14 protein-coding genes are annotated in these 14,288 nt (G+C 59.3%); 7 read left to right on the top strand and 7 right to left on the bottom strand.

Annotated elements, in window-relative coordinates; genetic code table 11:
- Positions 1–43: 43 nt before the first annotated feature.
- The gene (locus tag AC1RT4_RS02635; protein WP_007950555.1) at positions 44–346 is read right to left on the bottom strand and encodes an ArsR/SmtB family transcription factor; all 303 of its coding nucleotides are present in this window, start codon (positions 344–346) and stop codon (positions 44–46) included.
- Between the two features lie 273 nt (positions 347–619).
- Here AC1RT4_RS02635 and AC1RT4_RS02630 point away from each other — a divergent pair, with 273 nt between their 5' ends.
- A complete protein-coding gene (locus tag AC1RT4_RS02630; protein ID WP_474731175.1) occupies positions 620–1,588 on the top strand; it encodes a LysR family transcriptional regulator in 969 nt (322 codons plus the stop codon).
- A 20-nt stretch (positions 1,589–1,608) separates the two neighbouring features.
- On the opposite strand, the gene AC1RT4_RS02625 is transcribed toward AC1RT4_RS02630, so the two are convergent.
- Positions 1,609–2,070, bottom strand: coding sequence for a RidA family protein (locus tag AC1RT4_RS02625; RefSeq protein ID WP_493083345.1), 462 nt, complete (start codon positions 2,068–2,070; stop codon positions 1,609–1,611).
- Positions 2,071–2,321: 251 nt separating this feature from the next.
- Between AC1RT4_RS02625 and AC1RT4_RS02620 the strand changes: the two genes are divergently transcribed.
- Positions 2,322–3,008: a hydrolase gene (locus AC1RT4_RS02620; protein WP_085711437.1), complete on the top strand. Its 687-nt coding sequence runs from the start codon at positions 2,322–2,324 to the stop codon at positions 3,006–3,008.
- Positions 3,009–3,115: 107 nt separating this feature from the next.
- Entirely contained in the window at positions 3,116–3,517 is a 402-nt protein-coding gene (locus AC1RT4_RS02615) for a helix-turn-helix domain-containing protein (RefSeq protein ID WP_474731180.1), read from the top strand.
- A 196-nt stretch (positions 3,518–3,713) separates the two neighbouring features.
- Here the strand turns inward: AC1RT4_RS02615 and AC1RT4_RS02610 are convergent, their stop codons facing one another.
- The 3 genes from AC1RT4_RS02610 to AC1RT4_RS02600 all read right to left on the bottom strand — a co-directional run bounded on the left by AC1RT4_RS02610 (position 3,714) and on the right by AC1RT4_RS02600 (position 5,760).
- Entirely contained in the window at positions 3,714–3,929 is a 216-nt protein-coding gene (locus tag AC1RT4_RS02610) for a DUF4287 domain-containing protein (protein ID WP_493083343.1), read from the bottom strand.
- 1 nt (position 3,930) lies between these two features.
- On the bottom strand, positions 3,931–4,680 hold the full coding sequence (locus tag AC1RT4_RS02605; protein ID WP_493083340.1) for a hypothetical protein: 750 nt from the start codon (positions 4,678–4,680) through the stop codon (positions 3,931–3,933).
- 192 nt (positions 4,681–4,872) lie between these two features.
- Positions 4,873–5,760 (bottom strand): LysR family transcriptional regulator, encoded by an 888-nt coding sequence (locus tag AC1RT4_RS02600; protein ID WP_493083338.1) that lies wholly within the window; start codon positions 5,758–5,760, stop codon positions 4,873–4,875.
- A gap of 134 nt (positions 5,761–5,894) precedes the next feature.
- Between AC1RT4_RS02600 and AC1RT4_RS02595 the strand changes: the two genes are divergently transcribed.
- The 3 genes from AC1RT4_RS02595 (at position 5,895) to AC1RT4_RS02585 (ending at position 10,065) form a co-directional block, all read left to right on the top strand.
- On the top strand, positions 5,895–7,544 hold the full coding sequence (locus AC1RT4_RS02595) for a GMC family oxidoreductase (RefSeq protein WP_493083336.1): 1,650 nt from the start codon (positions 5,895–5,897) through the stop codon (positions 7,542–7,544).
- An 81-nt stretch (positions 7,545–7,625) separates the two neighbouring features.
- Positions 7,626–9,248 carry an MFS transporter gene (locus AC1RT4_RS02590; protein WP_493083334.1) on the top strand — a complete coding sequence of 541 codons (1,623 nt, stop codon included), beginning with the start codon at positions 7,626–7,628 and terminating at the stop codon, positions 9,246–9,248.
- Positions 9,249–9,438: 190 nt separating this feature from the next.
- Positions 9,439–10,065 (top strand): hypothetical protein, encoded by a 627-nt coding sequence (locus tag AC1RT4_RS02585; protein WP_493083332.1) that lies wholly within the window; start codon positions 9,439–9,441, stop codon positions 10,063–10,065.
- A gap of 47 nt (positions 10,066–10,112) precedes the next feature.
- Here the strand turns inward: AC1RT4_RS02585 and AC1RT4_RS02580 are convergent, their stop codons facing one another.
- Both AC1RT4_RS02580 and AC1RT4_RS02575 read right to left on the bottom strand, forming a co-directional pair.
- The gene (locus AC1RT4_RS02580) at positions 10,113–10,481 is read right to left on the bottom strand and encodes a DUF427 domain-containing protein (protein ID WP_096820174.1); all 369 of its coding nucleotides are present in this window, start codon (positions 10,479–10,481) and stop codon (positions 10,113–10,115) included.
- Between the two features lie 155 nt (positions 10,482–10,636).
- The gene (locus AC1RT4_RS02575; protein WP_493083330.1) at positions 10,637–12,043 is read right to left on the bottom strand and encodes a serralysin family metalloprotease; all 1,407 of its coding nucleotides are present in this window, start codon (positions 12,041–12,043) and stop codon (positions 10,637–10,639) included.
- Between the two features lie 278 nt (positions 12,044–12,321).
- Here AC1RT4_RS02575 and AC1RT4_RS02570 point away from each other — a divergent pair, with 278 nt between their 5' ends.
- Positions 12,322–14,265, top strand: a complete 1,944-nt coding sequence (locus tag AC1RT4_RS02570; RefSeq protein WP_493083328.1) for a DNA topoisomerase III — start codon at positions 12,322–12,324, stop codon at positions 14,263–14,265.
- Positions 14,266–14,288: the final 23 nt, after the last annotated feature.

The raw sequence follows: 14,288 nt of genomic DNA, 5'->3' as shown, positions 1-14,288 counted from the left end.
ATAAGGGATATCGAGATATCTCGATATCATGCGGTAAATTTTTTTACAGCTCTTTCCCTATGACCTCGGCCAAAGCGCTGATGTTGGCTTCATTGCGCTTGTAGTAGGTCCACTGACCGATGCGCCTGACTTCAACCAGGCCCACGCGCTGCAGCGTTGCAAGATAACCGGACACCGTTGATTGCGAGAGTCCGATGCCCTCTTGAATACTGCTCACACACACGCCCACCGTGTGAACATCGCCCTCGTCCTGCGGGGGGAAGTTCTTTACGGGGTCCTTCAAGCCTTTCAGGATTTCAAGCCGTACCGGGTTTGAGAGTGCTTTGAATACTTCGATCAGGTCCATGCCGCGAGAATATCGAGATTATTCGATATGTCAATACGCTGTTTGACCAACGGAAAACAGAACGGTCTGCCGACACCCACGGCATCGGCAGACCGGATTTCACCGCGAAAAACCTCAGTACGGATTACACCGCTGCGCCACCGCCGTCGCCTGATCCACATACGGCCGCTGAGCCAGCGGAATAATAGCTTTCAACCAATTGCCAGAACAATGTGGCTGCTTCACCTAACCGCTTCTCGTATCATCAGCGCCTTCGCATCTGGAACTAACTGTGTGAAATCGCCAACCGATAAAGCTCTGGCTTCCCCTGACAGGACGAAATGGGACGCAGGCGAGGCTGCCAGTCAGCTCTCGTGGGACGACTTGCGCATCATCAAGACGCTCAGTGATTGCGGCAATCGTTCGGCGACGGCCAAAAAGCTTGGCATCAATGTATCCACCGTTTCGCGCCGGATTACTCAAGTTGAGCGCACGCTCGGCGTCGCGTTGTTCGATCACCGCAAATCAGGGTATCTGCTCACCGCCGAGGGTGCTGAATTGCGAGCGCTCGCCGAGCGTGTGGAGCTGGATATCGTCAGTGTCACGCGGCGTGTTTCACGTTCAGGACAGGGTCCCCTCGGAAAACTTCGAATTACCACCAGCGACTCGCTGCTGCTGTACTTCTTCACCCCCATCATCGCGGACTTCAAGGCTCTGAATGAGGGAATCACCATCGAGGTGCTGGTGGGCAATGAAACCCTCAGCCTCGCCCGGGATGAATCGGACATCGCCATTCGGGCGACGAGAAAACCCGCGGAAAGCCTGGTGGGCCGCAAACTGGCAAACATTGCCTGGGCACCTTACTGCTCTGCCAGGCAGATGACTGACTCGCCCCTTTTCGAAGAGGGCAAGGCTTGGGTCTCCTACTCCGCAGCGCTCTGCGGTTTGAGGGCGACCCGTTATGTCGAAAGCAGAGTCGCTGCGGAGCGCATAGCATACCGCACCGATTCCGTTGCAGCGGCAAGCGTAGCCATCGCGGCGGGCCTGGGATTTGGATTCCTTCCCTGCATGTTGGGCGACATCACCCCAGGGTTGGTACGCGCCGGGCCGGTGGTGCCGGAGCTTCAGGATGAGTTATGGCTGCTGACTCACCAGGACATTCGAAAATCGTGGCGAGTCAAGGCATTCATGACCTTCTGCGCGGCTGCCGTGACCAGTCAGAAGCCCTTGGTCGAAGGGCAGTCGATACTCCCGGTCACCTAGATCGAAACCGGGAGTGCAGCTCAGATGTTTCGCGCACCGATCACGGCCTTGCATGCGATCTCGATCAGTTGCGGGCGCTGGGCAAGCCTTGACACCCCAATGATATTGTTCGCGCACTGAGGCCGCTCAGTGCCATAGGCAGCCTTGCGCACTTTGCCGACGACCGCGAACGCAGCATCCATATCCAGCACGTAAAGCGTTTCCTCGACAACGTCTTGCAGCGTTGCGCCATACAAGGCGAGCAGCTTCGAAATGTTGTCGTAAGAGACCCGCATCTGCTCTCCCATCGAAGAGAAATCACTGGGTTTTCCGTCGGCATTCAGCGGCGCCGGGGCGACCAGATTACCTTCTTCATCATGGTTGAATTGACCTGATACGTAGATCTCGTTTCCTACCCGCCGCGCCTGCGGATAGCCATAGGCCTCCTCCCAGGGGACGCCCCAGTAGACGGTCTGTTTGTTGAACGGTTGTGAAACTGCCATTGCACTCTCCAGCTCATGAGGGATCGGTCTGATCCGTATGGGTGGGCGAATGCTAGCAGTGCGAACGCACATCTTATGGCGCATTAATAAGCCCAAAAAGGCGCAAAAATGCGCCACCAATAAACATTTTGTTTCGTTATCTTTTGCTCGCCCTCAGCAATGACGCTGAGGAACGCACTTGTGGTTACGGTGATACCTGAAGGGCCCGAGACTTGTGCGACTGAACAGCATCGAGCTGAAAGGAAACAAGAATGAACAATCCTAAAACTGAAGTCCTGACTCCACTGAACAGCCAACTGATCTTCATCGACCACCAGCCACAGATGGCCTTCGGCGTGCAGAGCATCGACCGGCAAACGCTCAAGAACAACACCGTTGCCCTGGCCAAGGCAGCGAAGATCTTCAATGTCCCCACCACCCTCACCACGGTTGAGACAGAAAGCTTCTCGGGTCACACCTATCCCGAGCTACTCGCTGTGTTTCCGGACGCCCCGCTGCTGGAGCGCACCTCCATGAACTCCTGGGACGATCAGAAGGTGCGCGACGCACTCAAGAAAAATGGTCGCAACAAGATCATCGTCTCCGGTCTGTGGACCGAGGTGTGCAATGCCACCTTCGCCCTGTCGGCAATGAACGATGCCGGCTATGAGATCTATATGGTCGCAGACGCCTCCGGCGGCACCACCAAAGAGGCCCACGATTACGCCATGCAGCGCATGATCCAGGCCGGCGTCGTACCGGTGACCTGGCAGCAGGTGCTGCTGGAATGGCAAAGGGACTGGAAGAACCGCGCCACCTACGACGCCGTGATGGAACTGGTAAGGGAACATTCCGGTGCCTATGGCATGGGCGTCGACTACGCCTACACCATGGTGCACAAAGCACCCGAGCGCGTTCAGCATGGCCCCTCCCTGGCGCCTGTCGCTGCTTCTGTCTGAACCATCGCCGGCCCCTGCCCCGGGGGCTGTCCAGACTTGCAAAGGGTGCGCTGTCGACTGAGTCGAGTCAGCCGCGCGCATCCTGTTACCTGAATTTCCGGATGTGTATGAACATGGACAAATCTACCGTGCTGGCGACGCTCACCCTGACTTCGACAGGACAGCTCAAATCCTGGCAGATAAGGACTGCCCAACAACTGATGCTCGACAGACTGGATACCGGCATTACTGTGACTGAACTGGCCGAAGCCTGCGCTTTGTCGCGCAGTCACTTCTCCCGCATGTTCAAGCAAAGCACCCGGATGTCCCCGCAGCAATGGCTGCGTGAACAGCGGGTCATGAAAAGCAGAGAACTGATGAAGGACTCCACCTTGCTGCTCACAGAGATCGCACTGGAATGCGGCTTCTGCGATCAAGCTCACTTCTGCCGTACGTTCGTGAAAGCTGAAGGCATGTCGCCGAAAGCCTGGAAGCAACAAGCGATCAGCCCGATTCCGGTCGCGGCTTGAAACGATAAGGCATCACCAGCGCGCGGGCGATCCCATATCTATATCGTTTTCCATGAGCAGGTAATCATCACCGGGAACGAAAAACCCGTGCACCAAATAGCGGGCTTTTTCGTTTCCGGTGTAGCGTTGACAGCACTCCGCCAAGGCCGCCTATGGGTCGCTCTCTGTCGATCATGCGTTCATGGTTGCCCTGCCCTCACTTCTTGCCACTTGCCAGATGATGGGCAACCAATGCATTCGCATGCCCATGGCCCATGCCGTGTTCGGTCTTGAGCCAGGCGACCAGTTCCATGTGTTTTTTGTCGGTGATGCTGGCGAGCAGATTCAGCCAGTGCTCGATGGGCTGGCCGTAATTCTTTTCGATTGAAGGAAAGTAGGATGCCGGGCCTTTTACTTTGGTGTCGTCGGTCATGTCAGGGCTCGCTTTGATTACTCATCGTTAAAAGAGGTACGGAATCCATCAATTCTGTTGCAGGGTTCAACTGTCGGACCTCCTGAACAAACTCTTCCAGGTCGTAGGCAGCCAGATCCACATAGCGTTTTATACGTAGTCTTTCGTATGGCGCACTTTGAAAACCGTCCCACACAAGCCAGTAAATGAACGACAACACAACGACGATGATGAGAGGGACTGCACCCTTCCCCGATGAAAAGAATGAAGTGAGTTTGATTACTTCAGTCGAGAGCGCAATCATCAATCCGAAGAGTGAAACGAAGCCCAGATTTTGTGAAAGCGCAGGTTTGCTTGGTGCGACGGTAAGATCCGAATAGGCCGACAATTTTCGAAGCTTTGAGGCCGTATAGCCTTCCTCACGGACTATTGCCAGAAAAAAGGAATAGCAAAGCATATTTTCCTTCTCCCGCCAGGACTGAAGATCGATGGCATGTTCGGTGAACTGCCGGGGAAACACGCGGCGAAGGGCCTTGATCCTGGCGGCATAGAGCACAATAGCCCAAGGACCTAGCGCCATGTAGGCATAAGGAAGCACCGCTGGATACTTGAGACCCGAGAGTACGAAGGCCAAGAGCGTTAGAGTCATGATGAGAGCGGCACAAACGGGCCATAACCCAAACACATTCTCGCGTTTGAACAGTAACTCATTTGGTTGTTTGCGGCTGAGTTTGTAGAGCACCTTCAAGTCGGCCCATTCCTTGAGTTTCATGACCAATACGTGTCCTTTCGGCGGGAGTGAGGTTAGTTACCGGTCATACTATTCGAATTGGTCCATAGTTACCGCCATCCGTTTCGCGTCAGAGCGACCAGAAATGCAGTGGACAAGACCAATTGATAACAGCCTTCGGCATCGCTTACAGGAATCGGTGTCGGGGCTACTGACGACTGTGAACCTTTGATTTCAGGGGTTGAGCAACAACTCGCGTTCGCCTTCGCATAGCCCCACGACGTAATCCCAAACCACCCGCAACCGCACCGATTTGTGCAACTCGCGCCGCGTGCTGATCCAGTAACTGCGCTCGATGCTCTCATCCGGCAACAACGCCACCAGATCCGGATCCGACGCCGCCATGTAACAAGGCAGCACCGCAATCCCAAGCCCCGAACGCGCCGCCTGTTGCTGGGCAATCACGCTGGTGCTGTGAAACACCACCCGCGGATTGCGGCAGAAACTGTTGAGGAACATCAGCTCCTGACTGAACAGCAGATCGTCGACATAGCCGATCCACGCGTGCCGGCCGAGATCTTCGCGACTGCGCAGCGGTGGCGCATTGTCGAGATAGGCGCGGCTGGCATAGAGCGCGAGCCGGTAATCGGTGAGTTTGCGGGTGACCAGCATGTCCGCTGCCGGCCGCTCCAGGTGAATGCTGATTTCCGCCTCACGGTTGAGGATGCTGACGAAGCGCGGCACCGCCACCAGCTCCACTTCCAGTCCCGGATAACGCTCGAACAACCCGATCATGCGACTGGCGAGAAACATGATGCCCAAGCCTTCGGTGACACCGACGCGGATCTTGCCCAGCGGTGCAGTGGACTGAGTGATTTCCTCCTGCGCCAGCAGCGCGACGTTCTCCATGGCCTCGGCATGTTTGAGCAGCGCCTCCCCCGCCGGGGTCATTTCGTAGCCTTGGGCGTGCTGGACGAACAGCGCGGTGCCGAGGCTTTTTTCGATGGCCTCGATGTGCCGCGCGACGGTCGCGTGCGTAGTGTTCAAACGGCGGGCGGCGGTGAGCAAGCGGCCGCTGCGCTGCAACTCAAGAAAGAACCGCAGGTCGTTCCAGTCGAACATGGCTTGTCCTTGTCGGCTTATCGTCAGGGAGCGCTGTTTGAAAACGCACAGCGGCTGCGCAAAAACTAACATTCTTTTGACGAAAGCTAACAACTAGGATGACTGACAACAAAAACAATAAGCGAGGTCAGGGAATGCAGACTTCCCTCGATGAATTCGATTACATCGTGGTCGGCGCCGGGCCGGCCGGGTGTTTGCTGGCCAATCGGCTGTCGGCGGATCCGCAGCAGCGCGTGCTGTTGCTGGAGGCCGGCGGGCGCGACAACTATCCATGGATTCACATCCCCGTGGGTTACCTGTTCTGCATCGGCAACCCGCGCACCGACTGGTGCTTCAAGACCGAAGAACAACCGGGCCTCAATGGCCGCGCGCTGAGTTATCCGCGCGGCAAGGTGCTGGGCGGCTGCTCGTCGATCAACGGCATGATCTACATGCGCGGCCAGGCCAACGACTACGACGGCTGGGCTGCCGAGGGTAATCCGGGCTGGGCCTGGAATGACGTGCTGCCACTGTTCAAGCAGAGCGAAAACCACTTCGCCGGCGCGGCGGAGTTTCATGGCGACCAGGGTGAATGGCGGGTCGAACGCCAGCGCTTGTCATGGCCGATTCTCGATGCGTTCCGCAGTGCTGCCGAGCAGAGCGGGATCGCCAGCATCGATGACTTCAACCAGGGCGACAACGAGGGTTGCGGCTACTTTCAGGTCAATCAGAAGGCAGGGGTGCGCTGGAACGCGGCGAAGGCATTTCTGAAGCCGATTCGCGATCGGGTCAATCTCACGGTATTGACCGACGTCGAGGTGGATCGAGTGTTGTTCGAAGACGGTCGCGCCTCGAAAGTCAGCGCACGTTGGCAGGGCCAGGTGAAAAGCTTCAAGGCGCGCAAGGAGATCGTGTTGTGCGCCGGGTCCGTGGGCTCGCCGAGCATTCTGCAACGCTCCGGAATCGGCCCGCGTCCGCTGCTGGAAAAACTCGGGATCGGCGTCGTGCATGAACTGCCGGGCGTCGGCGGCAACCTGCAGGATCACCTGCAACTGCGGCTGATCTACAAACTGGAAAACGCCCGCACCCTCAACCAGATTGCCGGCAGCGTGTGGGGCAAGATGGGCATGGGCCTGCGCTATCTGTATGACCGCAGCGGGCCGTTGTCGATGGCGCCGAGTCAGCTGGGCGCGTTTGCCCGCTCGGGGCCGGAGCAGGCCTCGGCCAACCTCGAATATCACGTGCAGCCGCTGTCGCTGGAGCGTTTTGGCGAGCCGCTGCACAGCTTCCCCGCGTTCACCGCATCGGTGTGTGATTTGCGGCCGCAGAGCCGTGGCCGGGTCGAGATTCGCTCAGCCGATCCGCAAACAGCGCCACTGATCCAACCCAATTACCTTAGCCATCCCGAAGACCTGCGCGTGGCCGCCGACGCGATTCGCCTGACCCGGCGCATCGTCAGTGCCCCCGCCCTGCAAGCCTTCAATCCGGTGGAATACCTGCCCGGCGCCAGCCTGCAAACCGAAGAACAACTGCACGAAGCGGCGGCGGCGATCGGCACGACGATTTTCCATCCAGTCGGAACCTGTCGCATGGGTAATGACGCGAACGCGGTGGTCGATGCGCAACTGCGGGTGCATGGCGTGCCGGGCCTGCGGATTGCCGATGCGTCGATCATGCCGCGCATTACCTCGGGCAACACCTGTTCGCCTACGCTGATGATTGCTGAAAAAGCGGCACAGCTGATTCTCAACCCAACCGCCCGGAGTTTTCCCGCCGAAGAAAAAGCACTGACCGCACTCTCTTGACCAAAGGAACAGCGGCGCACGCCCACAAGGTCGGCGCCGACAGTGGAAACAACAAAAACAATCACTGTGAGGGATACCGATATGTCAGAACACGTTCAGCCTCTGGACGCCGTGCGCAGCACGGACGCCAGCCCCGATACCCGAAAGGTCATCTTCGCCTCGTCCCTGGGGACGGTGTTCGAGTGGTATGACTTCTTTCTCTACGGCGCCCTGGCGGCGGTCATCAGCAAGCAGTTCTTCGCCGGGGTCAACGACACCACGGCGTTCATCTTCGCGCTGATGGCGTTTGCCGCAGGCTTCATCGTGCGGCCGTTCGGGGCGCTGGTGTTCGGTCGGCTGGGGGACATGATCGGGCGCAAATACACCTTCCTCGCAACCATCATCCTGATGGGCGTGGCGACGTTCGCCGTGGGCCTGCTGCCGACCTACGCCAGCATCGGCATCGCCGCGCCGATCATTCTGGTGATACTGCGCATGCTGCAGGGCCTGGCCCTCGGCGGCGAATACGGCGGCGCCGCGACCTACGTGGCGGAACACGCGCCGATCGGCAAACGCGGTTTCCACACCAGCTGGATTCAATCCACCGCAACCCTCGGTCTGCTGCTGTCGCTGCTGGTGGTGCTCGGTTGCCGCTACTTCACCGGCGATCAATTCGAAGTCTGGGGCTGGCGCATTCCATTCCTGCTGTCGATCGTGCTGCTGGGGATTTCCACCTGGATTCGCCTGAGCCTGCACGAGTCGCCGGCTTATCTGAAAATGAAAGAGGAAGGCAAAACCAGCAAGGCGCCGATCCGAGAATCCTTCGGTAAGTGGGAAAACCTCAAAGTCGTGCTGATCGCCCTGTTCAGCATCAACGCCGGGCAAGCGGTGACCTTCTACGCCGCGCAGTTCTACGTGCTGTTCTTCCTCACCCAGTTCCTGAAAATGGACCCGGCGGTGGCCAACAGTCTGTTGATCATCAGCGTGGTGATCGGTGCGCCGTTCTTTATCTTTTTCGGCTGGCTGTCGGACAAGGTCGGGCGCAAACCGGTGCTGATGCTCGGCCTGCTGCTGGCCACGGCGCTGTACTTCCCGATCTTCAAATCCCTGGCCCACTACGCCAACCCGGCCATCGACCACGCCAGGCAACAGGCACCGATCACCGTGGTGGCGGATCCGGCCACCTGCACCTTCCAGTTCGACCCGGTGGGCAAGGCCAAATTCGACAGCCCGTGCGACAAGGTCAAGACCTTCCTGGTCAAGCAAGGCCTGCCCTACTCCAGCGTCGCCGCCCCGGCGGGCAGCGCGGTGCACGTGAGCGTCGGCGATGTGAAACTCGACGGCTTCGACGAGGCCGCCTTGCGCGGTGCAATCACCCTCGCCGGCTACCCGCAACAGGCGGACATGCAACAGATCAACAAGCCGATGATCGTGGCCCTGATCGTCGCGCTGATCATCATCTCCGCCATGTGCTACGGCCCGCTCGCGGCGCTGATGGTCGAACTGTTCCCGACCCGCATCCGCTACACCTCGATGTCCCTGCCGTACCACATCGGCAACGGCTGGTTCGGCGGATTCCTGCCAACCGTGTCGTTTGCGTTGGTGGTGTACACCGGGGATATTTTCTACGGGCTGTGGTACCCGGTGCTGATTACCGGGGTGAGCCTGGTGGTGGGGATGATCTGTCTGCGTGAGACGAAGAATATCGATCTGGACAAGAACTGATTGGCACAACCGATCCGCTTCAGGTCAGGCCTGGAGCGGATTTTTTGTGGATATTCTCCTGCCATCGACAGCATAGTGGCAGTTACATATCATCCAGCATCACCCAATGCAGCGCCGCTCCTTCAGTGCTTCGGTTTCTTCAGTTATCTCTTCTAACCAACGTCGTCAAGTGACAAGGATCATCGTCTCGATGAACGATCAATATGTACGCATTTCCTGCCCGACCCTGCAGCCACTCGAACCAGTGCTGCACAGCTGGATAACTTGCACCCAGCGTTACATCAACGTGTGGGACGGAGATGATCTGCCCTACTGGTACAACGAACAGGCCAACGTCAGCATCCTCGCCGGTGCTGCCTGGAAAGCCGACTGGACTGCCATCGAGGAATATCAGATCAGCAAGATCGCCACCGAGGCGGACGAAAGGACCGCATTGATCGGTCGTAACGACTTGTACATTGCTGATGACACCAACGGCTTCTGCATTGAAGCCAAGGTCGCTTACGTGCCGATCGATAATTTGACGTACGCCCGAAACTGGATCTTGGGCAAATGCAAATCGGCGACTGTCGATGCCGCCAGGCTCGACTGCAACGACCATAAATTGGGGGCCGTATTTATCGCACCCTATTCGCTCGGCAGTCCGGCAAGCGATGAGCAGATCCAGGCCTTCCAGACAATGCTTCAGACCCTGCCCAGCGACGCGCTCGCCTGGATCTGTCCCCTCAAAGCTCAGAAAACCCCTAGTCACGACAACAAGCGCTATCCGCTGGTCGCGCTACTGCTCTTGAATGCCGAAATCAGCAAACAATCCTGATTGCACCCCCATTTTTTTCGCCGGCCTAAGACTTACGGCCGGCAAACTCAGACCTCCGCCTCCAGTAATTCAAACTTCACCTGATCGGGATAGAACGCCACGTAGTCCTTGATCTGGCTGACCGAAATCTTCGGATGTTCGTACGTCCACACCGCATTCGCCCCTTCATGCCCCGGCACTTGCAGACTGAAATAGTTGGCGTCGCCCTTGTACGGGCAATAACTCGTGTGGTCGGTGCGGGCGAAGTATTTTTCGTCGATGTCTTCGCGCGGGATGTAGTAGACCGGCGGGTAATTGGCTTCGAGCAGCACCAGCGCTCGGGCCGAGGCGGCGACCTGTATGCCGTGGAATTTCACAAGAAGGCAGCCTGGCTGCTCGGCGATGGTGATGACGGGACTGGGACCGGAGGTTTTCATCGGTTTCTCCTGACTGCGGCGAAGGCACCGGTTCAGGTATAACCCATGCGGGGGAAACTCGTCGGGTTCGCAGCCGAACGGCTTTTCCGTTCACAAAAAAAACCGCAGCCTGCGAAGGACTGCGGTTTTTTCGTTTCAGATTTTCCGTTTTCAGATCAGGCGACGATATCGGTCGCCACGGCCTGCCCCACCACACCCACGGCGAAGTCCACCGAACCCTGGCCTGTGAGGTCGATCATCAGGCTGGTCTGGTTGGTCTGTTCGAAGTACGTGAGGATCGCATCGCCCGCGTGCCCGGTGAAGCCGCTGACAAAGTTCAGCGTGGCCGCGCCGGTGGCGAAACCGACGATGCCCGACAGGTCGATCTTGTCCAGGCCGCTGGTGAAATCCATGATCCAGTCCGGCGCGGTCATGGTCGAGTCGCTGGCCGCGCCGAACACGAAGGTGTCTGCGCCTTCACCGCCCCACAGCGAATCACCGCCGCCACCGCCGTAAATGATGTCGTTGCCGGCACCGCCGATCAGGTCGTTGGCCGCTGCGTTGCCGATCAGCAGGTCATTGCCCGAACCGCCAATGGCGTTTTCCACGGTCACGCCGTGAGCGATGGACACGTTGCCCACCAGACCGCCGACGTCGGAGAACGAGCCTTCGTTGAGGTTGATCTTCTGGTTCTGGCTGAAGCCGGAGAAATCCAGCGTGTCGTTGCCGCCGCCATCCCACACCGAGAACACCACTTTGGAGGTGTTCGACGTGGCGCTGTAAAAATCGCGATCAGCGTTGGAGTTGAAGCCGTACACGGTGTTGTCGGCACGGGTTTCGAAGTTGGCGCCGTAGAGTTTCTGCACCGCAACGATGTCGTCCATCAACGGCGCCGAGGCGTAGGCGCCGCTGCCGTCCTTGCTGAAGTTCTGGTCGGTGTTGGCCTCGCTCCAGTAGCTCATCAGGCTGTAGCCACGGGTGTCTTCGGCGTATTTGGCGTCACCGTAGGTCGGGTTGCCGTTGCCGGCGTTGTAGGCGCCCGGGTGCGACAGGCCAAGGGTGTGGCCGATTTCGTGGGTCAGGGTCTGGCGCCCGTAGTTGTTGGTGTCCGGGGTCTTGTTGACCTGGTACTGATCGTTGATCAGGTACCACGACTGACCGTCGTAGCTGCTGCCCTGCGGCAGGTAGGCGAACGCTGCGCCGCCGGTGCTGACGTCGTAGTTGCCGAAAGTCATGTGACCGTCGCCACCCTTGCCTTCGGTGAAGGTCACGTTGGCCACGTCCGACCACGATTGCATCGCCAGCACGGCCTGGGCCTTTTGCTGGGCGCTGAACTCGCTGAAGTTGCCGAGTTTCGGGTTGTAGTTCGACGGTTTGTCGGTCAGGAACGTGTAGGTCAGATCAATCTTGCCGTCGGCATTCTTGTCCTGCCACGACATGCCCTTGCGCAGGATTTCGTCGGCGGCCTGGTCGGCGGTGAACGACGGCTTGCCGTTGACGGTCCCGGTGCCGCGATCGTACAGGTGGCTGAAGGTGTCGACGGCGGTGAAGGCGCTGCTGGCCTGGGAGGAAGGTTGAGACATGGTGTACGTCCTTGTTTCTGAAGAGTCAGTGTCAGACAGAAAAGCGGCGATCTTCTGGCGAGATCGTCCTGTCACTCGCCCTGTTAGGCAGATTGAACCTGCCACAGCCGCCAAAGGGTGCGCTAATCAATTTCTCGATAGCGTCCCGGATTGCCACGACGCGGGCTGTCATGACCGGCAATCCTTTTATCTGTATATCCATACAGATAAAAGTTGCCCGATCGCCCGACTCAGGCCATTCTGTGCGCCTCTTCGGGCAATGATCGACGACGGTGGTTATGCGGCTGTACCTCTGTGAAAAACCCTCCCAGGCCAAGGACATTGCGGCCGTGCTCGGCGCGAAGCGTCGCGGCGACGGCTGCTGGCTGGGAACGGATGTCACGGTGACCTGGTGCATCGGCCATTTGCTGGAAACCGCGCCGCCGGACGCCTACGACGCCAAATACAAGCGCTGGGTACTGGCCGATCTGCCGATCATCCCCGACAAGTGGAAAATGACCGTCAAGCCGCGTACCGCCAGCCAGTACAAGGCGGTCAAGCGCCTGCTCGGCGAGGCCAGCGAGTTGATCATCGCCACCGACGCCGACCGCGAGGGCGAGATGATCGCCCGTGAACTGGTCGAGCACTGCCGCTATCGCGGGCCGATCCGCCGCTTGTGGCTGTCGGCGCTGGACGAAGCCTCGATTCGCAAGGCGTTGGCGGCGCTGAAACCCGGCGCCGAAACCTTCAGCCTGTATCACTCGGCACTGGGGCGCTCGCGGGCGGATTGGCTGATCGGGATGAACATGAGTCGGCTGTTCACCCTGCTCGGCCGACAATCGGGCTATCAAGGCGTGCTGCCGGTGGGCCGGGTACAGACGCCGACCTTGCGACTCGTGGTGGATCGCGACCGCAGCATCGCTGACTTCGTGCCGGTCGCGTACTGGGCTATCGATGTGCAACTGCTGCACAACGGCACGCCGTTCACCGCGCAATGGCGTGCACCGGGCGATGCCTGTGACGATCAGGATCGCTGCCTTAATCAGGCCCTCGCCCAGCAAGCGGCGGCCGCAATCGGCAGCGCCGCCAGCGCTCGGGTGGTCAAGCTGCGTACCGAACGCATGCGCGAAGTGGCGCCCCTGCCCTTCGATCTGGGCACCTTGCAGGAAGTCTGCTCGAAGAAGCTCGGCCTCGGTGCCCAGGAAACCCTCGACATCGCCCAGGCGCTTTACGAAACCTACAAAGTCATCACCTACCCGCGCAGCGATTGCGGCTACCTGCCCCTGAGCCAGCACAGCGAAGCGCCGGGGATTCTTGCAGCGCTGCGTCAGGCCGATCCGAGTCTGGAAGCGCTGCGCGAGCATCTGGAGCCACAGCGCCGCTCCCGCGCCTGGAACGACGCCAAGGTCAGCGCTCACCACGGCATCATCCCCACCGCTGCCGCGAAAAATCTGGAGCGCCTGACCGGCAAGCACCGCGCGGTCTACACGCTGATTCGCGCGCGGTATCTGGCGCAGTTCCTGCCCAATCACGAATACGACCGCACCCAGGCCGATTTCGATTGCGCCGGGGAAGCCTTGCGCGCGGTCGGCAAGCAGATCATCGAGCCGGGCTGGAAACGCGCGTTGCCCGAAGCGCTGGCACCGGCCAAGGGACGCGAAGCGCCGGCCCCGCAAACCTTGCCGACACTGACCCAAGGTGCCGAATGCGCCGTGGCGGACGTGAAGTTCAAGGACCTGTGGACGCAGCCGCCCAAGCCTTACACCGAAGGTGACCTGATCAAGGCGATGAAGAACGTCGCCAAACTGGTGGAAGATCCGCTGCTCAAGCAGAAACTCAAGGACACCACCGGCATCGGCACCGAGGCCACCCGTGCCTCGATCATTCAAGGGCTGCTGGATCGCGGTTATCTGGTGAAGAACGGCAAGGCGCTGTCCGCCACGCCCGCCGCCTTCAGCCTGATCGACGCCGTGCCGCGCGCGATTGCCGACCCCGGCACCACAGCGATCTGGGAGCAGGCGCTGGACATGGTGCAGAGTGGCGAGATGAGTCTGGAAGAATTCGTCACCAAACAGGCGGCCTGGATGAGCAAGCAAGTGACCCGTTGTGCCGGGCTGAGCCTGACCATCAGCGGCCCGCCGCCCGCCGGCAAGGCCGCTGCGCCGTGGAAGAACAAACGCAAGACCACCCGGCGCAAAACCACCGGAACCAGCAAGCGCTCGGCGAAACCGGCTGCCAAATAGCCCGCCGCACGCTACTGTTTCTG

It is taken from the genome of Pseudomonas sp. GW821-FHT11D10 (assembly GCF_058808435.1).
This window is presented reverse-complemented; position numbering and strand designations above follow the sequence as displayed.